Source organism: Klebsiella michiganensis, assembly GCF_002925905.1.
GTDB classification, from domain to species: domain Bacteria; phylum Pseudomonadota; class Gammaproteobacteria; order Enterobacterales; family Enterobacteriaceae; genus Klebsiella; species Klebsiella michiganensis.
In genome coordinates this window covers 230,583-254,825 of sequence record NZ_PRDB01000006.1, presented here as the reverse complement: position 1 = coordinate 254,825, position 24,243 = coordinate 230,583, and the positions used below count along the sequence as shown (strand labels likewise).

The following is a 24,243-nucleotide window of genomic DNA, read 5'->3' as shown; positions in this document are numbered from 1 at the left end:
TTGCAAAACAGGATTGCGGTAACCGATATTTTCATTCAAATTTATTGAACAATGAGAGCAAATTGTTTCGATTTTAATCATCGCTTCGTCGGACTATTATTTATCACATCGGGGCAACAACGCTCCAACACTGACAAAATGCTTAAGGAATACGACCATGAAATCCATCAAAACTTTCGTTGCAGTTGCCGCACTCTCTATGATCTCTTTCGGTACTTTTGCGCAGAGCATCAGCGCCAGCGCTTCCACACTGGACCGCGCAGAAGCCAAAATTGCCGCTCAGGCCGCAGAGCAAGGCGCCTCTTACAAAATCACCAGCGCTCAGTTCAATAACCGCGTGCATATGACCGCTGAGCTGACTAAATAAAATCGACAACATTGCCGGGCCGCCGGAAGACACAGGCGACAGCGACAACACGATGAAATAAGGAACAGAATATGAAAAATATCGGCGTAGTCACCGCACTGCTGTTAGCCGCTACACTTTCGTCCGGGGCGATGGCCGCAGAGAATAGCTTTGCGCGTCCGGAGGCAGGTTCAAATATCGACACGTCCGTGCATCAGAATCATATTGATGTCAGCCATGCCTTTGATAAAGAGAGCCTGACTGCAGGCAATCTTCAGTAACACACAGCACAGGGCGCGCGCGGAATTATCCGCTGCGCGCCTTACTTTTTCTGCCAGTGTGCCCACGGATTATCCGCCGGCGCTTCCGCTTTTGCCGTATCGGTATCGGACAACGAATCGATATACAACGCTTCCACTTCTTTACGCGCCCACGGCGTGCGGCGTAAAAACTTCAGGCTCGACTTAATACTCGGCTCGCTTTTAAAGCAGTTGATGTTGATGCGTTTCGCCAGTTCGGCCCAGCCATATTGCGCGACCAGCGCGTTTAACAGCGCTTCCAGCGTGATGCCGTGCAGAGGATCGTTTGGGTGCTGCATTGCGTCTCTTTACCTGAATTAAAAATTTCGCTCACCATACTGGCTCCCGACGCCAATCGCAACAGCCCCGCCTCCCCCTTATCCAAAATTCGCAAAAGCACAGAACCCTCCACGGTCATAAATTAGAAAAGAACGTTATTGGTTGATTATTTTCGCTTAAGGCAAGCTGGCTTCAACCACCCGACTGAGGAATCGATCATGCGCTGTTGTTGTCCCCGAACCCTGAATCTGAATCGACGAAAACACCTGAATACCGCCTTCGGAGAACACAATGAACGCGACAACCTTACCGATACTGGATCTGGCCCGCTACGCGGACCCCGCTGAAAAAGCGGCGTTTCTCGCCGACCTGCGCCACGCCGCCCGCGATATCGGTTTCTTTTATCTGATCAACCACGGCGTCGATGAGTCGCTGCAGCAGGCCGTGCAGCAGCAATCCCGCGCCTTTTTTGCCCTGCCCGACGATCAAAAGCAGAGGGTGGCAATGATTCACTCTCCGCATTTTCGCGGCTACAACCGCGCCGCTTCTGAGTTAACCCGCGGTCAACCCGACTGGCGCGAGCAGTTCGATATCGGCGCCGAGCGCCCGGCCTTGCAGCTTAGCGAACGCGCGCCGCGCTGGCAGCGCCTGCAGGGGCCGAATCTCTGGCCAGAGGCGTTGCCCTCGCTCAAACCCACATTACTGACCTGGCAACGGGAAATGACCCAGGTTGGGATCACCCTGCTGCGCGCCTTCGCCGAAGCGCTGCGCCTGCCGCTGGATGCCTTCGATGGCCTGTATGGCGATAAGCCCAATGAACATATCAAGCTGATCCGCTATCCCGGCCAGCAGGAGACCCAGAGCGCCCAGGGCGTTGGCGCGCATAAGGACTCCGGCTTCCTCAGCTTCCTTCTGCAGGATGAGCAGAAAGGATTGCAGGTCGAAGTCTCCCCTGACCGCTGGATTGACGCGACCCCGCTGGCGGGCAGCTTTGTGGTGAATATCGGCGAGCTGCTGGAGCTGGCAACCAACGGCTATCTGCGGGCAACCGTGCACCGGGTCGTTTCGCCGCCTGCCGACCAGCAGCGGCTGTCGATCGCTTTCTTCCTCGGCGCCCAGCTGGATGCCGTGGTCCCCGTCTACACGCTGCCCGACGAGCTGGCCCGCGAAGCCCTCGGACCGGATAGCGACCCGCAAAACCCGCTGCTGCGCGAGGTGGGCTGGAATTACCTGAAAGGGCGTCTGCGTTCGCATCCTGATGTCGCCGAGCGCTACTACCAGGATGTTTTTCGCGAACGCGCCGAGCAATTGATCGTGTAGACCCTAAATAATTCGGGTTGCAGGCAGGCGGCAAGTCAGTGAATCCCGATGCGCTTACTCTGGTAAGTGATTCGGGTGAGCGCGCGCAGCCAACGCGCATGCAATTTGAAGTATGACGGGTATAAACATAACAACAATACAAGGAATAAGATGATGAAATATGCCGCATTTAAACTGGCAGGGGTTGCACTGTCTCTCTCTCTGGCATGGAGTTCCGCCCAGGCCGCCGCGCTACGCGTCGCCGCGGACCCGGTGCCGCACGCCGAGATCCTTAACTACATTAAGAAGATCGATCCCAGCCTCGACCTGAAAATCGTCGAACTCACCAGCGGCGTTAACGCCAACGAACTGCTGGCCAACGGCGATGTCGATGCCAACTACTTCCAGCACGTCCCCTATCTGAAAGATCAGGAGAAAGCGCTGGGCAAAACCTTCGCCGTCGCGGCGACCGTCCATATTGAGCCGCTGGGGATCTATTCTCGCAAGCATAAAGATTTTAAATCGCTGCCCGAGAACGCCACCGTGGCGGTACCGAATAACACCACTAACCTGAGCCGCGCGCTGTTCCTGCTGCAAAATCAGGGTTTGATTAAGCTGGCGGCAAAATTTACCGACCCGGCGACCACCCTGGCGACGCCGAAAGATATCGTGGAAAACCCGAAGCACCTGAAAATCCTTGAGATTGAATCACCGCAGATCCCGCGGTCGCTGGATGACGTTGACCTGGCGGTGATAAACGGCAACTACGCGCTGGAAGCCGGGCTGGTGCCGGCCAAAGACGCGCTGGGTCTGGAGAGCGCGACCAACAACCCGTACGCCAACATTCTGGTGACAACGCCGGCGCTGGCGAACGATCCGCGCATCAAGGCGCTGGCCAAAGACCTCACCTCGCCGCAGGTCGCCGAATTTATTCGTAAGCAGTATAACGGCTCGGTGATCCCGGTAGCTCCTCAGTCATGATTGAGATTGTCGGGCTGAGTAAAACCTATGCCGGAACAGGCCGACCGGCACTAAACGATGTCTCTCTGCAGGTGCCGAGAGGAGCCGTTTACGGCATCCTCGGCCGCAGCGGTGCAGGCAAAAGTACGCTGATACGCTGCCTGAATCTGCTGGAGCGGCCCACGTCGGGCCGCATTATTGTGAACGGGAACGATATTACCCGGATGGATAAAACCGCGCTGCGCGAGTACCGGCTGCGTACCGGCATGATCTTCCAGCACTTTAATTTACTTCACGCCCGCAGCGTCGCCGACAATGTCGCGGTGCCGCTGGAGATAGCCAAAGTGCCGAAAGCCGCCCGCCAGGCGCGGGTGGCGGAGCTGCTGGAACTGGTCGGGCTGGCGGATAAAGCCGCCGCCTTTCCGTCACAGCTTTCCGGCGGGCAAAAACAGCGCGTGGGGATCGCCCGCGCGCTGGCCGCGCGGCCGGATGTGCTGCTGTGCGATGAGGCCACCAGCGCCCTCGACCCCGAGACCACGGCCTCGGTGCTCAGCCTGCTGGCGGATATCAACCAAAAGCTGAACCTCACCATCGTGCTGATCACCCATGAGCTGGAAGTGGTGAAAACCCTCTGCGACCACGCGGCGCTGCTGGAGCACGGGGAGATTATTGAAAGCGGCAGAATTGCCGATTTGCTGGTGGCGCCATGGTCGCGGCTACGGCAGTCGCTGCTGCACGATCCTCAGGCAGAGCGGGATTTCCTCGCTCGCCACGGTTTTCACGGGAGGCCATTATGCGGAGTAGCATGAGTTGGGAAGATCTCTGGCCGCTGCTGCTTCAGGGCACGGTAGATACCGTTTATATGGTCGGCCTGGCGGCGCTGTTTACCGTGCTGCTCGGGCTGCCGACCGGCGTGCTGCTGTTTGTTTCACGCCGCAACGGCCTGGCGCCGATGCCGAAGCTCAACGCCGTGCTGGGCGCGATTATCAACTTTGGTCGTTCGCTGCCGTTTATCGTGCTGCTGATCGCGCTGATCCCGTTCACCCGGCTGATTATTGGCACCACCCTCGGCAGTACCGCCGCGGTGGTTCCGGTCACCATTGGCGCCTTTCCGTTCTTTGCGCGGCTGACGGAGAACGCGCTGGATGAAGTGGATTACGGGCGTATCGAGGCGATTTTATCGATGGGCGGCAATATCTGGCACGTGATCTTTAAATCGCTGCTGCCGGAAGCGCTGCCGACGCTGCTGGCCGGCATCACGCTGACCATCGTTATGCTGATCGGCTTCTCTTCGATGGCGGGCGTGATTGGCGGCGGCGGACTGGGCGATCTGGCCATTCGCTACGGCTATCAGCGCTTCAATAACGAGGTGATGTTCGGTACCGTGCTCATTCTGGTCGCGCTGGTGCAGAGCGTGCAGATGGCCGGCGACCGTCTGGTCCGCGGCCTCGCCCACCGTCGTTAACAATAAGCGGATGGCCGCGCGCCATCCGCGATTAAAACCCGCTTTCGCGCGCCAGGGTGCGTATCAGCTCCGCTGCCGGCAGCTCGCGAATCAGGCTCACTCCCTGCCCGGCCCAGTGCGCACCGTACTGACGATCTCCCTGCGCTTTCGCCGCCGATGCCAGCGCCTTTCCGGCGTCGTAGGCCACGGGATAAGCCGGAATCAGCGGCGGATCGTTTATTTCACGCCAACCGTTAACCAGACATCTCGCCGGGCGTCCGGAAATGGCTGAGGTTAAAACTGTTTGCCCGTCAGACGCGCTTTTAAGGGCCTCACGGTATCCGCCATCCGTGGACGATTCAGGGCACAGCAGAAACGCCGTCCCTAGCTGCGCCCCGTCTGCGCCCAGGTTCATTACGCTGTTAATTCCCGCGCCGTCCATCACGCCGCCAGCGGCGATAAGCGGAATATCGGTATGCCGTCTTATCGTCTGAACCAGAGTAAAGGTGCTCATCTGCCCGTCGGACGCTAGCGGATCAAAGATGCCGCGATGGCCGCCGGCCTCGTAGCCCTGCGCCACCACCATATCGATTCCCTGCTCTACGGCCAGCAGCGCCTCTGCCACGCTGGTCGCGCTCGCCAGAGTGACGATCCCCTTTTCCCGCAATCGGCGAAGGGTTTCACGATCCGGCACGCCAAAATGAAAGCTCACCGCAGCCGGAGTCAGGTCGAGCAGCAGCTCAGCCATCCGCGGCTGCTGCTGAAAACTCAGATAAATTTCCGCCAGCGTCTCCGGCGGCAAGCTGCCAAAGCGCGCAAATTCCGGGCGCAGCCGCGCCAGCCACCGGGCTTCACGCTGCGGATCCCTTACCGCCGGGGCGTGGCAAAACAGATTGACGTTAAACGGACGGGTGGTTAAGCGCCGGGTCCGGTTAATCAGCGTTTCAGCCTGCTCTACGGTTGACGAGCCCAGTCCCAGCGAGCCGAGCGCGCCGGCCCCGCTGACCGCTGCCGCCAGTTCCGGCGTCGACACGCCGGCCATCGGCGCCTGAATAATGGGGTAATCAATATCAAGCTGCTGCGTAAGCCTGTTGCTCATGGTTTGCCCTGTTGAAATTTGTGCGTTCGGGCCATTAAAATCTCTTTTAGAGATGATAAGATCAACATTATTTTCAAATTAAGAATAAAAATATGAACCACACCACATTAGAGATTTTTAAAACGGTGGCGCAAGAGCGCAGCGTCACCCGCGCGGCAAAGCGGCTGGGGCGCGCCCAGTCCAATATCACCACCCGCATTCACCAACTGGAAGAGGAGCTGGGCGTGGAGCTGTTTGCCCGCGGCAATAAAAGGATGCTGCTGTCCCCCGCCGGTGAACATTTTTTGGGCTACGCGCTGAAAATCCTCAGCCTGGCCGAAGAGGCCAGACAGGCGCTGCATCCGGCGACGCCGGGCGGCAATTTACGCATGGGGGCGATGGACGCCACCGCCGCAAGCCGCCTGCCGCCGCTGCTTCCCCGGTTTCGCGCGCTGTGCCCGGAGGTGACGCTCACCCTCAAAACCCAGCCCACCCGTCAGCTGACCCAACAGGTGCTGGACGCCGCGCTGGATTGCGCGCTGGTGAGCCTGCCGCAGGGAACGCCTCCGCCCGATGATCTGGAGTACGTATCCATCTTTAAAGAACAGCTGCTGCTGGTGCTTCCCGCCAACCCACAGCGCTTTCGCTTTGCCGCCTTTGCGCAGGGCTGTACCTACCGGGCGATGGGTGAAGCGTTTCTGGCGCAATCAGAGGAGGTGGAGAGCGAGATCCAGGACGTCGGCTCCTATCACGCGATGCTCGCCTGCGTCGCCTCCGGCGGCTATGCCGGTATCGTGCCGCAGAGCGTGCTCGATACCCTGACGCTGCCCGAAGCCAGCCAGCTGCGGCCGGTTGGCCAGGCGATCACCCAGCTTATCTGGCGCAAAGGCTACGCGTCTCCCGCCCTCGAGAAAATGCGCCAGCTTCTGGAATCAGCTTCCGACCTTTGACGCTCGCCCCGCCCCTGCCGCCACCAGCGCGGCGGCAGCCAGCAGCGCAATGGCGGCCGCGCTCAGCGAAGGATTAAACGACCCGCTGCGGTCATACAGCGTTCCGGCAACCAGCGGGCCGACGATTTGCCCGATGCCGTAGGTCGCGGTCATGGCGGCAATCATATTGAACGAAACCAGATGATTAAGCCGCCGCCCCTCGGACAGCGCGATGGTCACGGTGCCCAAAAAGGTGCAACCCACCAGCAGCGCGCTTAATATGCAAAACGGTAACGCATGGCTCCACGCCGGGAGAATGACGCCGATTGCCTGAATCAGCAAATTAAGGGTAAACGCGCGGCGGTAGCCGAGCTTGATGACCAGCCGGTGCCAGATAAAGCAGGAGGGAACGGCGGCGAGGCCGAAAATGGCCCAGATCTGCACCGGATCGATAACGTTCAGCGAACCGCTGAGAAACAGCGGAAGATAGGTGGCGGTAATAATGTAGCCAAAGCCGGCCAGACCATAAATCAGCAGCAGTTTCCAAGCCTCCCGCACCCGCCCCTCGCCCTCCTCGCGGTGTGCGATCGCGGCGGGTTGATAAGCGATAAGGTAGTCGGCGGGGCTCAGCAGCAGACGCAGCGCGAGAACAAAAAGCACGCCAGAACTTATCGCGCATATCAGCCATATCTGCTGACTGGAGAGCGCCAGCGCCTTCCCCAGGGAGATAAATTCCGCCGACAAGAATATCCCCATTCCGACGCCAGAAAAAAGCACCGGCGCGCCGTTAGGGTGCTTCATATGCTGCAGTAGCCAGAGGGAGGCGGCGATCAGCGTCACCGCGCTGAGTAATCCGGCAATTCCGCGCACCACAATAATCGCCAGGGGGGAAACCAGGAACGCCAGTAAGGCCAGGCACACCAGCGTCAACAGTGCGGAAAGCAGGCTTAGCCACCTGGCGTCCGCGGGCCTGGCTTTCGCCAGCAGCAGCGCGCCGGCCAGATAGCCGGCATAGTTCGCCGAAGCGGCAAGATTACCTTCACGCAGCGTCAGCATCTGCTCATTGAGCATCAGCGGCAGGATCCCGGTATAGGCAAACCGGCCATAGCCCATGCCAACGATCAGCACGACCGAACCGGCCAGCGCCAGCAGAAAGGCCTTCCATTTCGGCCTGGTTGCAAAAACGTTCACCCACTCCCCTCCATTATTATTCTCAAATAAAGAATTATTAGTAATAATCATTCTTTATTTATTATGATTTCGCTTGCCACGATGCGCAAGCAGCGCCATGCGGCAGCGCCCGGCCTGCGGGGAGAAACTTTACGGCAACGGCCGGGGGATGCTTCGGCGAGTAACGAAATGTGGAGTGAGGCGCTGGACATCCTTGTCCAGAGGGATTTAACGGTGGCTAAAAGCCAGTTTGGCAGCAAATAACATAAAGAGGCCGCCGGTTGCGCGGTCCATCCACCGAATAAATAGCGGCGTCTTTAATAGCCGAGCGGCAGAGCGGCTGGTCAGGATTAGCGTTAACGACCAGAGCGTCCCGATCGCCACATGGATGGCGACCAGCAGGAACGTCCAGACGATGGGCGAGTGGCCGGTCGGAATAAACTGCGGCAGGAAAGAGACGTAAAAGATCCCCATTTTCGGATTGAGCACATTGCCCATCATCCCTTTTAAAAACCAGTTACTTGCCGGCGCCGCCGCCCTGTCCTGATGAACAAAATGACCGCGCGGCTTGAGAATTAACTGAATGCCCAGCCAGCATAAATAGGCGGCCCCGCACCATTTGAGCAGGTCATACGCCAGCTCCGATGCCGCCAGTAGCGCCCCAAGACCGAAGGCGACCGCAGCCCCCCAGATAAAACATCCCGTATCAATGCCCAGCGCCGCCTGAAAGGCTTTTTTTCCGCCTTCAACGGTCGCGGTTCGCAGAATTAAAGCGGTATCCAGGCCTGGGGTAAGGGTGAGCAACAGCGCAGCAAAAGAGTAAGCAAGAAGGGAATCAGCAACGGACATTTTCTCTCTCCGAAAGCGAAGATTCTAGATAAAACGCGCCGCAGAGACAATCGAAAAAATTCGCTTTGCCGGGCGCATTAAAAGCTCTTTGTGACAAATGGCCGCCGCAAAAGCGGATACAGTCAATCTACCAAACCTTTATCGATACAGGCTGTTATGACGCTTAACGCTATGCGCATCGCCAGGCCGGTCACCGACCTTTCACTCAGTTGCCACATGTACTGCACGGGCCTTGGGCTGGAGCAGATCGCGCAGTTTGCCGATCATGCCGGCTTTAGCGGCGTGATGGTCGGACGCCGCGATCTCGGCTGGCATCTTGAATTCACCCTCTGCCATCATCATCCGGTGAAGCCCTCTCCGGGCGAGGAAGATTTGCTGGTGCTTTATTACCCGGAAGCCGCGGAATGGCGGGAACAGTGTGCGAAAATGCTGACCGCCGGTTTTGCGCCGGTCAGCGCGTTCAATCCGTACTGGAATGTGAACGGAAAAACCTTTGTCGACGGCGACGGTTATCGCGTGGTGCTGCAAAACAGAAGCTGGCCGTAGGCGCTACTCCACAAGCCGGACGTCAGGATGGTGCGGGCTTGCCGCTTCGTGAAAAATATCTCCCAGCCAGCCGGGAATTTCCGCCTCCGGGAGATCGTCCGGGATGATGATCCCACGCAGCGGCGAACATTTCCGCTCGTTCAGATCGACGCGGAAAAGTAGCCAGCGTTCGCCCTGGCGCTGGACGCCAATATGGCGCCCGAATACGTCATAAATCAGCATTCCATCACCCTGCCGATCGCAGGGGATGATGGGCGGCTCATGCATGCCATTATGCTTTGCCCTCACGCAGCCACGGGGTCACGGTAATCCCTGTCAGCAGCCCTTCCGGGCTCAACAGCCGCGTGACGGTTTGCCCCCACGGCTCAATGCGGTTGTCCACCAGCAGACGATAGCCTCTGGCCTTCAGCGCGTCGGTGGCGGTGTTGATATCGCGCACTTCAAACTCGACCCACGCCTGCGGCACCGGCAGATAGTCAGGCCAGAGATCGGCGTCAAAGCAGGAGCGCGCAGCCTGCGCCAGCGGCCACAGGGCAAAATGTTTTACCCCGCCGATGGCGTCATGTTCGGTCAGCAGATACTCTTCGTTACCGGGCATCGGTTTTAGCGGCAGGCCCAGCGCAGCCACATAAAACTCCCTGCTGGCCGGCGTCGATTGCGTTATCGGCCCAAATCCGGCGACAAAAAGCACATCCATACCGTCTAAATCGTATTCCATACTCTCTCCTGTCATTATCCGTGATGCGTTAACAGATTTTATACTCTGCCGCGCACGACTTGCCCAGAATCCTCTTTTCTCATGACTGTTTTTAGTGCGTTTGCCTGAATCATTGAGAAAACGCATGCTCTGCTCGTTGCGCCCGACGGCGCTGCGCTATGCTTAGCTTCCCTTTGGTTTTCAATACTTCGCGTTATGACCACTTCCGCCAGCACCACTCAGCTTAATCTGCGTATTATTTCTATCGTTGTTTTTACCTGTATCTGCTATCTCTCTATTGGCCTGCCGCTCGCCGTACTGCCGGGCTATATCCACTATCAGCTGGGCTATAGCCCCTTTATCGCCGGCGTGGTCATCAGCCTTCAGTACATCTCAACCCTGATCAGCCGCCCGCATGCGGGCCGCTACACCGATATCTGGGGGCCGAAAAAAGTCGTCAGTCGGGGGATTGTTTGCTGCCTGCTCAGCGGTCTCTTCACGCTGCTCGCGGTCTTGCTGCAATCCTCGCCGCCGCTGGCCGTTGCCGCGCTGTTGGTGGGGCGCATTTTCCTCGGCGTCGGGGAAAGTTTTACCGCCACCGGCACGACCCTGTGGGGGATCAAAACCGTCGGTGCGATTCACACTTCGCGGGTGATCTCGTGGAACGGCGTGGCGACCTACGTCGCCATGGCGGTCGGCGCCCCGCTGGGTGTCATGCTTAACGGCTATTTTGGCATCAGCGGATTTGCCGCCGTGGTGATCCTGGCGGCGGCGGTTGGCCTGCTCTATGCCCGTACGCGGCAGGACGTCAGCGTGACGGCGGGGATCAGAGCGCCGTTTCATGTGGTGGCGCGCAAAATCTGGCCCTACGGGCTGGGGCTGGCGCTGGGTACCGTCGGTTTTGGGGTTATCGCAACCTTTATTACCCTCTACTTCTCCGCCCATAGCTGGCAAGGCGCGGCGTTTACCCTCTCCCTGTTCAGCATCGGTTTTATCTGCATCCGCCTGATCCTGGGCAACACCATTACCCGCTACGGCGGCGTGCGGGTATCGTTAATCTGTTTTGCGATCGAATGTATCGGCCTGCTGATCATCTGGTCGGCCTCCTCGGCGTGGATGGCCGGAATGGGCGCCTTTCTCACCGGCTCGGGCTTTTCGCTGGTCTTCCCGGCGCTTGGCGTGGAAGCGGTGAAACAGGTTGAAGAACAGAATCAGGGCACCGCGCTGGGTACCTATTCGGCCTTTCTCGATCTGGCGTTGGGATTAACCGGCCCGGGCGCCGGCTGGGTGGCCGGTTATTACGATCTGGAGACTATTTATTTGTTGGCGGCGGCGGTGGTCACGCTGGCATTTATCTTGACTTTGCGCATTTACCTGCAACAACGCGCTGCTTTACCGCGAACCTGAGGAAGCATCGTCGAAAGATAACCGGCGCAAATATGGGTAAAAAATTAATCAATAATTGACGGCAATTCGGCTTCCGTGCCACCATCGCTTCAGCGTCCGGCAAGCGGCGCGATGGTGGTACGGGTGAATATCAGAGACCGCATGTTTAAGGTCCATGCCCGTCCGCAACCTGATTCTGGCGGGAATAAAGACATGCACCAAAGTTTTAATCAGCGCGTTCATTTCTATTACTGCATTCTGGTGGCGCTGAAAATACACGCAAAATCGAAGAAATCAGGCGGTATCCGCGGGAAAAATAATTTCCTGCTCAAGTGGCTGCGTAAAGCGCAGGACAACAATATATTCCACCCGGATATTACCAGCGAGATCGAATGGCTGCGCGGCAAAATCATTCAGGCCGGCTACGATACCGACCTTGAACCCATGCTCGATTTTGTCTACGCCACCGCCAAACGCGCGGAAGATCTTAAGAACGCCGACTGATTCACGCCCGAGTCGCCTGGCCCGGGCGTTGTACTTTAGCGTTTGTTACGGTGCGTCAGGAGATAGACTGCCGGGATCACCAGCATCGAGAGCAGCGGCGCGGTGATCATCCCGCCGATCATCGGCGCGGCGATACGCTGCATCACCTCCGATCCGGTGCCCCCTCCCCACATAATCGGCAGCAGTCCGGCCATGATTGTCGCCACGGTCATCACTTTCGGGCGCACGCGCAGCACGGCCCCTTCATGAATCGCCTCGTTGAGCGCGCGATCGTTCAGCTCAGGGCGGCGTTTCGCGATCGCCTGGTTCAAATAGAGCACCATAATCACCCCGAACTCCGCCGCCACGCCGGCAAGCGCAATAAAGCCCACGGCGGCGGCTACCGACAGGTTGTAGCCCAGCAGCCAGAGCAGCCAGACGCCGCCGATCAGCGAAAACGGCAAAGTTCCCATAATCAGCAGAGCGTCTTTAACGCGGCTGAAAGTGACGTAAAGCAGGATAAAGATAATCATCAGGGTAAACGGCAGCACGATTTTCAGCTTCGCGGTGGCGCGCTCAAGGTACTCATACTGCCCGGACCAGGTCAGCGAGATGCCTTCCGGCAGCCTGACCCGTTTGCCGACCTCGCTCTGCATTTCATCAACTGCGGATTTTAAGTCGCGCCCGCGAATATCCACGTAGATCCAGTCCGACAGGCGGGCGTTTTCGCTTTTCAGCATCGGCGGGCCGTCGGTAATGGTGATGTCCGCCAGTTCCGAGAGCGCTACCTGCGCCCCGCCGCTGGTCACTACCGGCAGGTCGCGCAGCTTTTGCAGCGAGTCGCGCATTTCGCGCGGATAGCGGACGCCGATCGGGTAACGTTCTCGCCCCTCGATGGTTTCGCCGATGTTATCGCCGCCGACGACGCTGGCGACGATTGACTGCAGCTCCTTCACCGACACGCCGTAGCGGGCGGCTTTCACCCGGTCGATAGCGATATCGATATAGCGGCCGCCGTCGAGGCGTTCCGCCAGCGCCGACGTCACCCCCGGTACGCTACGCACGATGCGCTCAATCTCTTCGGCGGTCTTTTCGATCTCCGCCAGATTGTTACCGTTCACTTTGATGCCGACCGGGCTTTTGATGCCGGTCGCCAGCATGTCCAGGCGATTACGGATCGGCGGTACCCAGACGTTGGCTATCCCCGGTACCTTCACCGTATTGTCGAGCTCCTCGATCAGCTTATCCATGGTCATGCCGGGCCGCCATTCGCTTTTCGGCTTGAACTGAATCGTGGTTTCCAGCATGGTCAGCGGCGCCGGGTCGGTAGCGCTGTCCGCCCGCCCGGCCTTGCCGAATACGCTTTGCACTTCAGGAATGGTCTTGATCAGACGGTCGGTCTGCTGCAGCAAGCGTCCGGCTTCGCGGCTGGAGATCCCCGGCAGCGTGGAGGGCATATACAACAGGTCGCCCTCGTCAATTTGCGGCAGAAATTCGCTGCCGAGCTGCGCCAGCGGCCACAGCGTGGCAACCAGCAGCAGGCCCGCCGCCGCCAGCGTCGCCTTCGGCCACTGCAAAACTTTATCCAGCAGCGGCTCATAGGCGCGAATCAGCCAGCGGTTGAGCGGATTGGCGGTTTCATCAGGAATTTTGCCGCGAATAAAGTAGCCCATCAGCACCGGCACCAGGGTGATTCCGAGTCCGGCGGCCACCGCCATCGAATACGTTTTGGTGAAGGCCAGCGGCGAGAACATCTTGCCCTCCTGCGCCTCGAGGGTGAACACCGGAATAAACGACAGGGTGATAATCAGCAGGCTGCAAAACAGCGCAGGCCCCACTTCCGATGCCGCGTGCTGGGCAATCTGCCAGTAGTCGGCGGAGGACGGCTGGCGTTCGGGATGCTCGTGCCGCCACTGCTCCAGCACCTTATGCATATTTTCAATCATCACGATTGCCGCATCGACCATGGCCCCGATAGCGATCGCAATTCCGCCGAGCGACATCATATTGGCGCTGACGCCCTGATAGTGCATCACAATAAACGCGCCAAGGATCCCCAGCGGCAGCGTGATCATCGCCACCAGCGCGCTGCGGAAGTGGAACAGAAACAGCGAGCAGACCACCGCCACGACGATAAACTCCTCAATGAGCTTATGGGTCAGGGTCTCGACGGCGTTTTTAATCAGCTGCGAACGATCGTAGACCGGAACAATCTCCACGCCTGCGGGCAGGCTTTTTTGCACTTCCGCCAGTTTGGCCTTTACTGCGTTAATGGTGCTGAGCGCGTTTTTACCCGAGCGCATAATGATTATCCCGCCCGCCACCTCGCCCTGGCCGTTGAGCTCGGCGACGCCGCGCCGGATCGCCGGTCCCCGGCGCACGCTGGCGACGTCGGAGAGCAGCACCGGCACGCCGCTGCGCGCAGCGATAACCACCTGGTTAAAGTCGTCGATGGACTTCAGGTAGCCGGTGGTGCGCACCATATATTCGGCTTCGCCCAGCTCGAGCACCGAACCGCCCCCTTCCTGGTTGGCGCTCTGGATCGCGCTAATCACCTGCTCGTGGGTGACGTTCAGCGCCCGCAGCCGGTCAGGATTAAGGATCACCTGATACTCTTTGACCATTCCGCCGACGCTGGCCACCTCCGAAACATCCGGCACGGTTTTCAGTTCATATTTGAGGATCCAGTCCTGAATCGCCCGCAGATCGCCGAGGCTATGCTGGCCGCTTTTGTCGGTAAGCACATATTCAAACACCCAGCCGACGCCGGTGGCATCCGGCCCCAGCGACGCTTTCGCTTCCGGCGGCAGGCTGCTCTGGACCTGGCTCAGGTACTCCAGCACGCGGGAGCGCGCCCAGTACGGGTCCGTTCCATCATCAAACAGCACATAGACATAAGCATCGCCGAACATCGAAAAGCCGCGCACGGTTTTCGCTCCCGGCACCGACAGCATGGTGGTGGTCAGCGGGTAGGTCACCTGATCTTCGACAATCTGCGGCGCTTTCCCCGGATAGCTCACGCGAATGATCACCTGGGTATCGGAGAGATCCGGCAGCGCGTCCAGCGGCGCCTGCTGTACCGACCAGACGCCCCAGGCGGCCATAATCAGCGTCGCCAGCAATACCAGCAGGCGGTTGCGCAATGACCAGCGGATAACGGCGGCAATCATGGCTGCTCCTTAGCGCCGTTCAGCGGCATCATTGAGGTGACTCGCGCCCCTTCATCGGTCAGGACGAAGTGAAACATCACCGACTCGCCGGGCCGCATCTGTTCCCGCAGCTGCGGCGTAATAGCAAAATCCATGATCATCGCCGGCCATTTCAGCGCCGGTACCGGCTGGTGCGCAATGGTTACCGCCTCATCGTTCACGGCCTTAATAACGCCCTGCGCTGAGTAGCTTTTTGCTTCCTCCTCTTGCCCGGCCATTTGCGGCAGCGCGCTGCGCAGGCTGGCTTCGGAGTCAATCAGGAACTGCCCGGAGGTCACCACCTTTTGGCCCGCTTCGAGGCCGGATTTAATCTCAACCAGACCATTCTGCGTTCGCCCTGCGGTCACCTCGACCGGACGGAAATGCCCCTCGCCGTCGGCGATCAGCACCCGATTGCTGGTGCCGGTGGCAATTAATGCCTCTTCCGGAATAGCCAGAACGGCGCTCTCCTGCTGCGCCTCAGCCAGCTCAACGTTCAAATACATGCCCGGCTTGAGCCGATGCTGCGGATTATTCAGCACTACGCGGGCTTTCAACGTACGGGTGGTGGCTTCGAGGTCGGGAAGCAGTTCGCTGACGGTTCCCTGAAACGCCATACCGGGCCAGCTGCCGGTGGTGGCTGTCACCTTACTGCCTTCGCGCAGCAGGCTGGCCTGGCTTTGCGGGTAATCAATCACGATCCAGACCGGATCGAGGCTGGCCAGCTCGAACAGCGGTTGGGCTGTCGTGACCTGCGCGCCGGTGCGCACATCCAGCTTGCTGACGTATCCATCGTGCGGCGCGCGCACCGTCATGCGGGTTTGCGGTTGACCGCTGCGCTCAACGCTACGGATAACCGCTTCCGGCATAAACTGCAGCCGCAGGCGGTCGCGGGCCGCGGCGGTCAGCCCGCTATCGCCCAGCCGCCTCACCGCCAGATACTCCTGCTGCGCCGCCGCCCACTGCGGGATCCACAGCTCCGCCAGCGCCTCGTTCTTTTTCACAAACTGCTGGGAGGCGTTGACGTAAAGTTTCTCAATAAGACCGCTGGCCAGCGCCGGTACCGTTTCAACGCCCCGCTCATCAATGGCCACGGTAGCAAAAGCATTGAGCTTCAGCGCCAGCGTCTGGCGGGAGACGTTCGCCGTACGGACGCCAAGATTTTGCTGCTGGCGGGCACTAATCTGCACGCCCCCGGCGTCTTCTCCCGCGCCTTCATCGGCGTAGCGCGGCACCAGATCCATATCCATAAACGGCGATTTACCCGGTTTATCAAAGCGCGTAGCGGGGGCCATTGGATCGTACCAGTACAGCACTTTGCGGCCCGTTTCCGCTTGGCCGCCGCCAGCGGCGGGCATCGGCGCGCTTCGCGAACCCAGCCAGTAGCCGCCCGCGGCGGCAAGGGCGACGGCCAGCGCCACAAGGGTAAGAGCAGATTTAAGCTTCATTATTTAACATCCTGTGGAATAAGGTAGCGAATAGCGGCCCACGCATCGGCAAGCGCTTTCTCCGCATTGTTGCTGGCAATTTCTCCGCTCAGGAGATCGCGGCGGGCGGCGAGCAGCTCAGGCAGCGCGGAGCTGCCGCCCCGATACTGGGCATTGACGAGACTCACCTTCTTGCGCAGCAGCGGCAGCACCTCGCTTTGCTGGCGATCGTAAATGGCTTTCGCGGCGTTATATTGCGAAATCAGCTGATACTGCTGCGCCTGATGTTCGCGCATCAATAACGTCAGCCGATCGTTGGCTTCATAGGTACGGGAGACGTCCGCTGCGTGGTCTTTGTCCTGACGTTTGCCCTGAAAAATAGGCATATCGACGGTAAACATGACCCCCACCATGTCGTCATAATCATCACCGCGTCGGGCGTAATAAACCTCAACGCCCACGTCGGGGATCGCCGCGACTTCCGACTGACCTGATTTCGCTTTCGCCAGATCGGCTTCTCTGGCGGCCTGGATCACTTCCGGGTGAAGTTTAATCCCGGCCATTAAGTCGGCTTCGTCGGCAGGCAGACGTTCAATGCGCGGCAGCGGGCCGGAGATATCGCGGATCTCCTTCCCGGTGAGCTGCAACAGGCGTGCCTGGGCGATCTGTACATCGCGGCGGGCGTTATCCTGCTCATTTTTCATCGCATTCAGCGCCAGCTGAACGTCCAGCACGCTGCTGGGACTGGCGCTGGCGCTGCTGACGCCGGCCTTTTGTACGTCGATTTGCCGGGACGTTTCGCTAATCAACGTCTGCACCGAGCGCAGCGACTTCTGCGCCAGCGCCAGCGCCAGCCACGCCTGGGCGGTTTCCCGCTGCAGCCGGGCACGAATCACATCGGCATTAGCGGCGGTCTGGCGCGCCTCGGCGGTAATGGAGTCGGCTTTCCGTTCACGCTTGGTACTGCTGACGTAGTCCTGCATCACGCCAACTCTTTGCATGGTCATCCCTCGCGAGTGAGACGGCCGGCGTTATTGCCGCCCAACGGGACGTTTTCAATACCAAATTTCAGCTTCGGATCGGGGAGCTGCATCGCGGAATCCGCCATATTCTTCAAAGCGTTAACCTGATGATCGTTGGCGGAGAGCTCGGCGGAGTAGTTTTCCGCCGCCGACAGGGCCTCAGAAAGCGTCGTTGCCCAGCCGTTGGTGGACATCAGCGACAGTAAAAGCGGCAGCCCGCAGGCCGCCTTATTGAAGATGTGCATAATGACTCCGGAATTATCGCGCGGTAATTGAAACGATCGCGTAGCCGGAGTCGGTCTGGCGGAAGGTGAAATCGACCTGCTCTCCCACCGCCAGCTTTTTATCGTGGTTATCAGCGAGCGCAAAGCTCATGGTCATCGCCGGCCAGTTCAGCTCGGTAACCGGAGAGTGGGCAATCACGACGGCATCGTCGCGCCAGGCTTTAATGACCCCGCTGGCCGAATAAAGCGTGGCGGAATCATCCGTCTTCTTCATCTCCGGCATATCCGCCATGGAGGACATGGTGTGATGGTGCATCGCGGCGTCTTCCGCGCTGGCGGTAAATGCGCTGAAGGAAAAGGTCAGTACGCTGGTAATAAGCAGAAAAATAGAGGTCGAACGCATAATAAAGTCTCCGAAAAAAACATAAAGTCGCCCGCAGACCGGGCAGATCTGATGGATGTTTTTAACGGTGCGTTATTCCCTGAAACGGCAGAAGCGTATCTCAACCGGCGGACCGGTGACCGGCGGCGTGCGCCAGTCCATACGTTCAGCGCAGGTCTCCTGCTGCGGGGAAACCACGAGTAGCGCGGTTTCGGAGGGGAGCGCGTTCAGCTGTAGAGAGGTTAAAGAGTTAGGCTGCGCGGTATCGGGATCGCAGTGCTTCTCACAGATAACTTTCTGGCCGACGTTTTCCATGCCGGGCATGTTCATCATGCCATCGACAATATGGTGAATCTGCACCTGCGGCGCCGCGGGCTGCTGCTGGCCGCCATGGTGCGCCGCGACGGCGAGCTGAAGGTTGAGCAGTAACCAACAGGCAATAACAAGCCCTGCGCGGATACGAAGCCGGCGCCGGGTTGCTTGTTTAAATAATGCCTGTAGTGACTGAATCATAGGGAAGGTGCGAACAAGTTCCTGATATGAGATCATCATATTCATCCGGAGCGCATCCCAGAGGGACATCATGAGCCATCAACTCACCTTCGCCGATAGTGAATTCAGCACTAAGCGCCGTCAGACCCGAAAAGAGATTTTCCTCTCCCGCATGGAGCAGATTCTGCCATGGCAGAATATGACCGCTGTCATCGAGCCGTTTTATCCCAAGGCGGGCAATGGCCGACGGCCCTATCCGCTGGAGACCATGCTGCGTATTCACTGCATGCAGCATTGGTACAACCTGAGCGACGGTGCCATGGAAGATGCCCTGTACGAAATCGCCTCCATGCGCCTGTTTGCCCGATTATCCCTGGATAGCGCCCTGCCGGATCGCACCACCATCATGAATTTCCGCCACCTGCTCGAGCAGCATCAACTGGCCCGTCAATTGTTCAAGACCATCAATCGCTGGCTGGCCGAAGCAGGCGTCATGATGACCCAAGGCACTTTGGTGGATGCCACCATCATTGAGGCACCCAGCTCTACCAAGAACAAAGAGCAGCAACGCGATCCGGAGATGCATCAGACCAAGAAAGGCAATCAGTGGCACTTTGGCATGAAGGCCCACATTGGTGTCGATGCCAAGAGTGGCCTGACCCACAGCCTAGTCACCACCGCGGCCAACGAGCATGACCTCAATCAGCTGGGTAATCTGCTTCATGGAGAGGAGCAATTTGTCTCAGCCGATGCCGGCTACCAAGGAGCGCCACAGCGCGAGGAGCTGGCCGAGGTGGATGTGGACTGGCTGATCGCCGAGCGTCCCGGCAAGGTAAAAACCTTGAAGCAGCATCCGCGCAAGAACAAAACGGCCATCAACATCGAATACATGAAAGCCAGCATCCGTGCCAAGGTGGAGCACCCGTTTCGCATCATCAAGCGGCAGTTCGGCTTCGTGAAAGCCAGATACAAGGGGCTGCTGAAAAACGATAACCAACTGGCGATGTTATTCACCCTGGCCAACCTGTTTCGGGTGGACCAAATGATACGTCAGTGGGAGAGATCTCAGTAAAAACCGGAAATAACGCCAGAAATGGTGGAAAAAATAGCCTAAATAGGCTGATTCGATGTGTTTGCGGGAAAAAAATCGGCCCAGATCCGCGAAATTTTAATCAGCGAGTCAGCTTGGGAAGAAATGACCTGCTTATTCGCACCTTCCATAGTGATATTCGCAATTAGACGACCGCTGGATTAAATCACACTCACTGCAAGAATTAAACGATATTTCAAAGAGAAAACTCCAGGTTAAATAGAATGAAGTTTCTCTATAAATATTTACACCAAAAAGGGATATCAGTATTTGACCTTCCCCTTGGGGGAAGGTGTATAGCCGGCGGATAATGTATTTAATAAATAGCAAAAATGTTATTTATATGTAATTAGCAAAAGTGAACGCGATTATTATTCCAGCACCAACGTATCGCCGGTTGCCGGCGCGCTACTCTCCGCTAGCCACCAGCGCCCCCATGAACCGGTGCAGTGGCAGGCCATCACCTCCTCGACCTTCTGCTGGCGCAAGAATTGTCTAAGCTGACGAATTGCCCACGGCGGCGCGCTGCGCAGATGAAGACCGCCGATGATGGCGTATACCTGCTGGATGCCGGTGATCTTCTGGCAGTGGCGAACGGTATTGATCAATCCGCGATGTCCGCAGCCGCAGATAATGACTAACCCTCGCGTCGAGCGGTAGATTAGGACGCCTTCATCGACAATATAGTCCTCACCCTGGGATTGACCCGTCAGGAGGCCATAGGCACGCGGGTGAGCGACCGTAATCTCACCGGACCACAGCAGTCGTTCGCCGATCGCCACCGGCTCGCGGCTGTACTCCATGCGGTGGCGGGAGTAGTCGATATCTCGCGACAGCTTTTTGACTTTCCAGTTGCGTCCTGCGAGAGATAACGCCGAGTAGCGGGTGAGTCCAATCTGCGGATGACAAATAATACGGCTGTTGTCCGGCAGCCACGGCACCCCGCCGCAGTGATCGTAATGTCCATGGGAGAGCACCGTGGCGGTCAGGTCAGATAAAGAGACGCCCATACGCTGCGCATTATGAAGAAACGTGCCGTCTGGCCCGGTATCAAATAGCACCCGGCTGGTTTCATCCTCCACAAGCAGGCTTAATCCGGGTTTCGCCTGCAGCAGGCTGTCCTGCCCCTTGCCAAGCCGGTTTTCGAGTAACACCTTAATGATTAACGCCATTTGATGACCATCCCCCTTGGTTTGCGACGCCTACTGTAGCCAACCGCTGGCGGGGGATGCCGTGATGAACCCTGCATAAGGAAAAGTGACAGCGTCACAACAAAGTAACATATTGATTCTGTTTAGTTGCCAGATAAGCATTGCCGTCTATGCTGATGAACGAGTTTCTCTTAACCGGAGCGCGCTATGGCAGACTGGAATCCTTCACTTTATTTGCAATTCGGCGCTGAGCGTACGCGGCCCGCCGCCGAGCTTCTCGCCCGCATCGCCCACCATCCCGCCACGCTGGCCGTTGATCTGGGCTGCGGACCTGGCAACAGTACCGCTCTGCTGCGCGATGCCTGGCCAGATGCCACGATTATCGGCGTTGATAATTCTCCGGCCATGCTGGAAGAGGCCTCCCGGCGGCTACCGGACTGCCGGTTCGTCGAGGCGGATATCGCTACATTTCGCCCCGAGCGGCCGGCGGACGTGATTTATGCCAATGCTTCGCTGCAGTGGCTCACGGATCATCAGCGCCTTTTCCCATATCTGGTCAGCAATCTTGCGAAAAACGGCGTACTGGCGGTGCAAATGCCGGTGAACTGGCAAGAGCCCTCGCACGTGCTGATGCGTCAGGTTGCTGAAGAGCTGGGGCATCCGGCCAGTGGGCGGCAGCCGCTGCCGGATGTGTCGGAGTATTACGATATGCTGACCACCAGCGGCTGCGAGGTGGATATCTGGCGCACCACCTACCATCACCCGCTGGCATCGCACCAGGCCATTATTGAATGGCTACAGTCAACGGGCCTGCGACCGTTTTTACAACCGCTTGATGAACAGCAGCGCCAGGCGTTTCTCGGACGCTATCTGGAGCGGCTGAAACAGCACTATCCGTTACAGTGTAACGGAAAGGTACTGCTGCGATTTCCGCGCCTGTTTATCGTCGCGCGCCGCTAGCGCCATCGGAGTGTAAAAAGAGGGAGAGAACGCTACGGCGCAGGAAGCAGGCGCCGTAGGCCAGGTTTACCAGGACAGATAATGGACCAGAGAGAGATCCCATGCGGTGGCCAGCAGCGAAAGAAACATGATGAGGTTCACAACCGTCTCTATGCGTTTTTCCATTTTGTTACTCCTGAGTCGTTTCCCCTGTTTTACAGGGGAAATCTTAATAACTTCTTAATCTCAGATTTTCAGAGCGTCACGCGGTAACGAACATAGTCATCGGCGGGCGTAAATTCATCATACAGACGCCGGGCCGGATTATCAGTACGAGTGTGCCAGTACAGCCGCGACCACCCTTTCTCTTTCCCTTCCGCTTGCAGCGCCTGCATCAACGCCCTGGCGATGCCTTTTCCGCGCATCGGCGGGGCAACAAACAGATCTTCCAGATAGCAAACAGGCGTCTTTACCCAGGTGCCTTCGTGAAGGACACAAATCGCAAATCCAGCGATGTTGCCATCCGCCAGGGCAACCCGGCCCAGCATGGGAGAAGCGGAATCAAGCATCCGCTGCCAGGTATATTCCGTGACGTCGGATGGCTGCGGGCTACCGTAGAAACGGGTATAGCCTTCCCAAAGCTGTAGCCACTGCGCTTTGTCCTGCTGGCTCACTTCACGAATTTCAATGACCATGGGTCTCATCCCTCGTTTGGATAAGCCATTATTTTCCAGTCAGATAATTTGTTCAACCGCCGGGGGCACAATTCATCTTTTTCTCTTAATTGCCCCTGTTTCCGCTGCCGGACGAAATGGGCACAATCTTTCAGACCTGCGTTTATAAAAAAACATAGAAGTATGTTGTAACTAATGCGAATGCCAAACTAACCCGGCAGCTGCCGGGTTGAGAGTGATGCTCCATCGCTTCAGGAATGTGCCCGGATGAGTGCCGGGCGGCGGCTGACACGATCGACGCTATTCTGGTCGTCCGTCAGCGGGCTTTAGAGTATCAGCATAATGGCTTAACGGCGGCGCGCATGCCGTCGCGCAGAATAGCATCCAGATCCTGCGTGACCCGATCAACCAGACCCGGCACTTTCGTCAGGTCCTGCTCCCAGTGGGATTCAACGGACAGTACGGCTTTTACCAACTCGCCGGTGGTGATTTGCGCATCCCGATGCTGGGCCCATAGCGCCTTATAGCTCTCCATCCATTCGGCATCATCCTGAACCGGATAGTTCTCACCGTTACGCTCGCCGCGATAAAAGGCGATCAGCGCCGCCAGCGCAAAGGTCAGGCGCGTCGGGAGAGCCCCCTCTTTCTTCTGGCCCGCCAGCAGCTGCGGCAGAATGCGGGTACGATATTTAGTCATGCCGTTCAGCGCGATAGACAGCAGCTGATGCTTGATGTACGGGTTACGGAAACGACCGGTTACCGCGCTGGCGAAGGACGCCAGCTCATCGCGCGGCAGATCGAGAACCGGAATAATCTCCTGATAAATCGCCTTCTCGACGAATGAGCAGATTTCCGCATCGTTCATCGCTTCGCCCACGGTATCCAGGCCTGCCTGGAAGGCGACCGGCACCAGCGCGGTGTGCGCGCCGTTAAGAATGGCCACTTTACGCTCTTTGTACGGTTTAATATCGTCAACAATCAGCACATTAAGCGGTAGCTTATCGAGGCGCAGCTCGGCAGCCAGGGATTTCGGCCCCTGAATGACAAACAGGTAGAAATGTTCGGCGGTATCGAGGAAACCGTCTTTATACCCCAGTTGCTCTTCAATCTGCGCGGCTTCATCGCGCGGATAGCCGGTCACAATACGGTCTACCAGGGTGGAGCAAAAAGCGTTGGCTTCATCCAGCCATGCCACAAACGCTTCCGGCAGCGCCCACTCCTGCGCATAGCGCAGCACCAGTTCCCGCAGCGCTTCACCGTTATAATCAATCAGCTCGCAGGGAACGATGACCCAGCCTTTATCCGCCGCGCCGGAGAAATGGCTGTAGCGCTCAAACAGCAGGCGGGTCAGTTTTGCCGGATAGCTTACCGCAGGCGCATCGTCGAAGCGGTCGCCCGCGTGGTAGCTAATACCCGCTTCGGTGGTATTGGAAAACACAAACCGCATATCCGGGTTGTGCGCCAGCCGCAGCAGTTCATCGTAATCCGCATAGGCGCTGATTTCGCGGTTTACCGAGCGAATCAGACGCGCATCGCTGACCGCTTCCCCTTTCTCGTTCAGGCCGCGAATAATCGTGGTGTAGAGGCCATCCTGGGTGCTGAGCGACGGCGGGAATGAGCTCTCAATCGGACGCACGATCACCACCCCGGCATTCAGGTCGGTATGCTCGTTCAGCAGATCGATCTGCCAGTCGATAAACGCGCGCAGGAAGTTACCTTCGCCAAACTGAATGATACGTTCAGGGTACTGCGCGCCCGGGAAATCGCGACGGTTTAGTGTTTTCACAAGGGTTCCCTCATAGAGTAGTCATACAACCTGAGTAATTGGTCCAATAAGTTATCAGGTTTTTACGCAAGTGAAACCCTGTTTTGATCAAAGCTGTATGCAA

General features: G+C 58.0%; 26 protein-coding genes and 1 pseudogene. 13 read left to right on the top strand and 14 right to left on the bottom strand.

Going from position 1 to position 24,243, the window contains the following annotated elements; translation table 11 throughout:
• The first annotated feature begins 157 nt into the window (after window positions 1-157).
• Together CDA56_RS15515 and CDA56_RS15510 are read left to right on the top strand one after the other, a co-directional pair.
• Window positions 158-367, top strand: coding sequence for a YdgH/BhsA/McbA-like domain containing protein (locus CDA56_RS15515; RefSeq protein ID WP_004102265.1), 210 nt, complete (start codon window positions 158-160; stop codon window positions 365-367).
• Window positions 368-438: 71 nt separating this feature from the next.
• Window positions 439-627 (top strand): hypothetical protein, encoded by a 189-nt coding sequence (locus CDA56_RS15510; RefSeq protein WP_004134116.1) that lies wholly within the window; start codon window positions 439-441, stop codon window positions 625-627.
• Between the two features lie 41 nt (window positions 628-668).
• Here the strand turns inward: CDA56_RS15510 and CDA56_RS15505 are convergent, their stop codons facing one another.
• A complete protein-coding gene (locus CDA56_RS15505) occupies window positions 669-944 on the bottom strand; it encodes a VF530 family protein (RefSeq protein ID WP_025105728.1) in 276 nt (91 codons plus the stop codon).
• 271 nt (window positions 945-1,215) lie between these two features.
• Between CDA56_RS15505 and CDA56_RS15500 the strand changes: the two genes are divergently transcribed.
• From CDA56_RS15500 to CDA56_RS15485, 4 genes are all read left to right on the top strand, one after another.
• On the top strand, window positions 1,216-2,244 hold the full coding sequence (locus tag CDA56_RS15500) for an isopenicillin N synthase family dioxygenase (protein WP_004851112.1): 1,029 nt from the start codon (window positions 1,216-1,218) through the stop codon (window positions 2,242-2,244).
• A 153-nt stretch (window positions 2,245-2,397) separates the two neighbouring features.
• Complete coding sequence (locus tag CDA56_RS15495; RefSeq protein ID WP_032719155.1) at window positions 2,398-3,204, top strand: MetQ/NlpA family ABC transporter substrate-binding protein; 807 nt, start codon at window positions 2,398-2,400, stop codon at window positions 3,202-3,204.
• Window positions 3,201-3,992 carry a methionine ABC transporter ATP-binding protein gene (locus CDA56_RS15490; protein WP_014229467.1) on the top strand — a complete coding sequence of 264 codons (792 nt, stop codon included), beginning with the start codon at window positions 3,201-3,203 and terminating at the stop codon, window positions 3,990-3,992. Before CDA56_RS15495 ends, CDA56_RS15490 begins: the two co-directional genes overlap by 4 nt.
• Window positions 3,989-4,648 carry a methionine ABC transporter permease gene (locus tag CDA56_RS15485; RefSeq protein WP_165795109.1) on the top strand — a complete coding sequence of 220 codons (660 nt, stop codon included), beginning with the start codon at window positions 3,989-3,991 and terminating at the stop codon, window positions 4,646-4,648. Before CDA56_RS15490 ends, CDA56_RS15485 begins: the two co-directional genes overlap by 4 nt.
• 31 nt (window positions 4,649-4,679) lie before the next feature.
• On the opposite strand, the gene CDA56_RS15480 is transcribed toward CDA56_RS15485, so the two are convergent.
• A complete protein-coding gene (locus CDA56_RS15480) occupies window positions 4,680-5,726 on the bottom strand; it encodes an NAD(P)H-dependent flavin oxidoreductase (protein WP_102803888.1) in 1,047 nt (348 codons plus the stop codon).
• 92 nt (window positions 5,727-5,818) lie between these two features.
• Here CDA56_RS15480 and CDA56_RS15475 point away from each other — a divergent pair, with 92 nt between their 5' ends.
• Entirely contained in the window at window positions 5,819-6,655 is an 837-nt protein-coding gene (locus tag CDA56_RS15475) for a LysR family transcriptional regulator (protein WP_014229470.1), read from the top strand.
• Here CDA56_RS15475 and CDA56_RS15470 read toward each other — a convergent pair.
• Window positions 6,638-7,825, bottom strand: coding sequence for a YbfB/YjiJ family MFS transporter (locus CDA56_RS15470; RefSeq protein WP_064374697.1), 1,188 nt, complete (start codon window positions 7,823-7,825; stop codon window positions 6,638-6,640). The genes CDA56_RS15475 and CDA56_RS15470 overlap by 18 nt on opposite strands.
• A gap of 207 nt (window positions 7,826-8,032) precedes the next feature.
• Window positions 8,033-8,653, bottom strand: a complete 621-nt coding sequence (locus CDA56_RS15460) for a LysE family translocator (protein ID WP_014229472.1) — start codon at window positions 8,651-8,653, stop codon at window positions 8,033-8,035.
• A gap of 156 nt (window positions 8,654-8,809) precedes the next feature.
• On the opposite strand from CDA56_RS15460, the gene CDA56_RS15455 reads away from it, so the two are divergent.
• Window positions 8,810-9,199, top strand: a complete 390-nt coding sequence (locus tag CDA56_RS15455) for a VOC family protein (RefSeq protein WP_102803889.1) — start codon at window positions 8,810-8,812, stop codon at window positions 9,197-9,199.
• A gap of 3 nt (window positions 9,200-9,202) precedes the next feature.
• Here CDA56_RS15455 and CDA56_RS15450 read toward each other — a convergent pair whose 3' ends face one another.
• On the bottom strand, window positions 9,203-9,421 hold the full coding sequence (locus tag CDA56_RS15450; protein ID WP_102803890.1) for a DUF7661 family protein: 219 nt from the start codon (window positions 9,419-9,421) through the stop codon (window positions 9,203-9,205).
• A gap of 49 nt (window positions 9,422-9,470) precedes the next feature.
• The gene (locus CDA56_RS15445) at window positions 9,471-9,917 is read right to left on the bottom strand and encodes a VOC family protein (protein WP_009654757.1); all 447 of its coding nucleotides are present in this window, start codon (window positions 9,915-9,917) and stop codon (window positions 9,471-9,473) included.
• Window positions 9,918-10,112: 195 nt separating this feature from the next.
• Between CDA56_RS15445 and CDA56_RS15440 the strand changes: the two genes are divergently transcribed.
• Window positions 10,113-11,303 (top strand): MFS transporter, encoded by a 1,191-nt coding sequence (locus CDA56_RS15440; RefSeq protein WP_103814362.1) that lies wholly within the window; start codon window positions 10,113-10,115, stop codon window positions 11,301-11,303.
• A gap of 192 nt (window positions 11,304-11,495) precedes the next feature.
• On the top strand, window positions 11,496-11,786 hold the full coding sequence (locus tag CDA56_RS15435) for a hypothetical protein (protein ID WP_009654750.1): 291 nt from the start codon (window positions 11,496-11,498) through the stop codon (window positions 11,784-11,786).
• A 35-nt stretch (window positions 11,787-11,821) separates the two neighbouring features.
• Here the strand turns inward: CDA56_RS15435 and CDA56_RS15430 are convergent, their stop codons facing one another.
• The 5 genes and pseudogenes from CDA56_RS15430 to CDA56_RS15410 form a co-directional block, all read right to left on the bottom strand.
• Window positions 11,822-14,935 carry an efflux RND transporter permease subunit gene (locus tag CDA56_RS15430; protein ID WP_102803892.1) on the bottom strand — a complete coding sequence of 1,038 codons (3,114 nt, stop codon included), beginning with the start codon at window positions 14,933-14,935 and terminating at the stop codon, window positions 11,822-11,824.
• Window positions 14,932-16,401 (bottom strand): efflux RND transporter periplasmic adaptor subunit, encoded by a 1,470-nt coding sequence (locus CDA56_RS15425; protein ID WP_102803893.1) that lies wholly within the window; start codon window positions 16,399-16,401, stop codon window positions 14,932-14,934. Before CDA56_RS15425 ends, CDA56_RS15430 begins: the two co-directional genes overlap by 4 nt.
• Window positions 16,401-17,647: pseudogene (locus CDA56_RS15420) on the bottom strand (TolC family protein). Before CDA56_RS15420 ends, CDA56_RS15425 begins: the two are co-directional and overlap by 1 nt.
• 13 nt (window positions 17,648-17,660) lie before the next feature.
• A complete protein-coding gene (locus tag CDA56_RS15415) occupies window positions 17,661-18,029 on the bottom strand; it encodes a copper-binding protein (RefSeq protein ID WP_102803895.1) in 369 nt (122 codons plus the stop codon).
• Between the two features lie 72 nt (window positions 18,030-18,101).
• Window positions 18,102-18,521 carry a hypothetical protein gene (locus CDA56_RS15410; protein WP_004851141.1) on the bottom strand — a complete coding sequence of 140 codons (420 nt, stop codon included), beginning with the start codon at window positions 18,519-18,521 and terminating at the stop codon, window positions 18,102-18,104.
• 70 nt (window positions 18,522-18,591) lie between these two features.
• Between CDA56_RS15410 and CDA56_RS15405 the strand changes: the two genes are divergently transcribed.
• Window positions 18,592-19,572: an IS5-like element ISKpn26 family transposase gene (locus CDA56_RS15405; RefSeq protein ID WP_000019441.1), complete on the top strand. Its 981-nt coding sequence runs from the start codon at window positions 18,592-18,594 to the stop codon at window positions 19,570-19,572.
• A complete protein-coding gene (locus CDA56_RS31550; RefSeq protein WP_306821319.1) occupies window positions 19,554-19,739 on the top strand; it encodes a hypothetical protein in 186 nt (61 codons plus the stop codon). The genes CDA56_RS15405 and CDA56_RS31550 overlap by 19 nt, the downstream gene beginning before the upstream one ends.
• A 222-nt stretch (window positions 19,740-19,961) precedes the next feature.
• Here CDA56_RS31550 and CDA56_RS15395 read toward each other — a convergent pair whose 3' ends face one another.
• Window positions 19,962-20,762, bottom strand: a complete 801-nt coding sequence (locus CDA56_RS15395; RefSeq protein ID WP_032694364.1) for an MBL fold metallo-hydrolase — start codon at window positions 20,760-20,762, stop codon at window positions 19,962-19,964.
• Window positions 20,763-20,948: 186 nt separating this feature from the next.
• Between CDA56_RS15395 and tam the strand changes: the two genes are divergently transcribed.
• On the top strand, window positions 20,949-21,701 hold the full coding sequence (tam, locus tag CDA56_RS15390) for a trans-aconitate 2-methyltransferase (RefSeq protein WP_025105745.1): 753 nt from the start codon (window positions 20,949-20,951) through the stop codon (window positions 21,699-21,701).
• Window positions 21,702-21,934: 233 nt separating this feature from the next.
• On the opposite strand, the gene CDA56_RS15380 is transcribed toward tam, so the two are convergent.
• Window positions 21,935-22,375 (bottom strand): GNAT family N-acetyltransferase, encoded by a 441-nt coding sequence (locus CDA56_RS15380; protein ID WP_025105746.1) that lies wholly within the window; start codon window positions 22,373-22,375, stop codon window positions 21,935-21,937.
• Between the two features lie 313 nt (window positions 22,376-22,688).
• Window positions 22,689-24,140, bottom strand: coding sequence for a tagaturonate reductase (locus CDA56_RS15375; RefSeq protein WP_038424556.1), 1,452 nt, complete (start codon window positions 24,138-24,140; stop codon window positions 22,689-22,691).
• Window positions 24,141-24,243: the final 103 nt, after the last annotated feature.

Excerpts from the sequence above, each read along its gene's own strand:
- CDA56_RS15515 (WP_004102265.1), top strand. The coding sequence starts at position 158 with ATGAAATCCATCAAAACTTTCGTTGCAGTTGCCGCACTCTCTATGATC.
- CDA56_RS15510 (WP_004134116.1), top strand. The coding sequence starts at position 439 with ATGAAAAATATCGGCGTAGTCACCGCACTGCTGTTAGCCGCTACACTT.
- CDA56_RS15505 (WP_025105728.1), bottom strand. The coding sequence starts at position 944 with ATGCAGCACCCAAACGATCCTCTGCACGGCATCACGCTGGAAGCGCTG.
- CDA56_RS15500 (WP_004851112.1), top strand. The coding sequence starts at position 1,216 with ATGAACGCGACAACCTTACCGATACTGGATCTGGCCCGCTACGCGGAC.
- CDA56_RS15495 (WP_032719155.1), top strand. The coding sequence starts at position 2,398 with ATGAAATATGCCGCATTTAAACTGGCAGGGGTTGCACTGTCTCTCTCT.
- CDA56_RS15490 (WP_014229467.1), top strand. The coding sequence starts at position 3,201 with ATGATTGAGATTGTCGGGCTGAGTAAAACCTATGCCGGAACAGGCCGA.
- CDA56_RS15485 (WP_165795109.1), top strand. The coding sequence starts at position 3,989 with ATGAGTTGGGAAGATCTCTGGCCGCTGCTGCTTCAGGGCACGGTAGAT.
- CDA56_RS15480 (WP_102803888.1), bottom strand. The coding sequence starts at position 5,726 with ATGAGCAACAGGCTTACGCAGCAGCTTGATATTGATTACCCCATTATT.
- CDA56_RS15475 (WP_014229470.1), top strand. The coding sequence starts at position 5,819 with ATGAACCACACCACATTAGAGATTTTTAAAACGGTGGCGCAAGAGCGC.
- CDA56_RS15460 (WP_014229472.1), bottom strand. The coding sequence starts at position 8,653 with ATGTCCGTTGCTGATTCCCTTCTTGCTTACTCTTTTGCTGCGCTGTTG.
- CDA56_RS15455 (WP_102803889.1), top strand. The coding sequence starts at position 8,810 with ATGACGCTTAACGCTATGCGCATCGCCAGGCCGGTCACCGACCTTTCA.
- CDA56_RS15450 (WP_102803890.1), bottom strand. The coding sequence starts at position 9,421 with ATGCTGATTTATGACGTATTCGGGCGCCATATTGGCGTCCAGCGCCAG.
- CDA56_RS15445 (WP_009654757.1), bottom strand. The coding sequence starts at position 9,917 with ATGGAATACGATTTAGACGGTATGGATGTGCTTTTTGTCGCCGGATTT.
- CDA56_RS15440 (WP_103814362.1), top strand. The coding sequence starts at position 10,113 with ATGACCACTTCCGCCAGCACCACTCAGCTTAATCTGCGTATTATTTCT.
- CDA56_RS15435 (WP_009654750.1), top strand. The coding sequence starts at position 11,496 with ATGCACCAAAGTTTTAATCAGCGCGTTCATTTCTATTACTGCATTCTG.
- CDA56_RS15430 (WP_102803892.1), bottom strand. The coding sequence starts at position 14,935 with ATGATTGCCGCCGTTATCCGCTGGTCATTGCGCAACCGCCTGCTGGTA.
- CDA56_RS15425 (WP_102803893.1), bottom strand. The coding sequence starts at position 16,401 with ATGAAGCTTAAATCTGCTCTTACCCTTGTGGCGCTGGCCGTCGCCCTT.
- CDA56_RS15415 (WP_102803895.1), bottom strand. The coding sequence starts at position 18,029 with ATGCGTTCGACCTCTATTTTTCTGCTTATTACCAGCGTACTGACCTTT.
- CDA56_RS15410 (WP_004851141.1), bottom strand. The coding sequence starts at position 18,521 with ATGATTCAGTCACTACAGGCATTATTTAAACAAGCAACCCGGCGCCGG.
- CDA56_RS15405 (WP_000019441.1), top strand. The coding sequence starts at position 18,592 with ATGAGCCATCAACTCACCTTCGCCGATAGTGAATTCAGCACTAAGCGC.
- CDA56_RS15395 (WP_032694364.1), bottom strand. The coding sequence starts at position 20,762 with ATGGCGTTAATCATTAAGGTGTTACTCGAAAACCGGCTTGGCAAGGGG.
- tam (WP_025105745.1), top strand. The coding sequence starts at position 20,949 with ATGGCAGACTGGAATCCTTCACTTTATTTGCAATTCGGCGCTGAGCGT.
- CDA56_RS15380 (WP_025105746.1), bottom strand. The coding sequence starts at position 22,375 with ATGGTCATTGAAATTCGTGAAGTGAGCCAGCAGGACAAAGCGCAGTGG.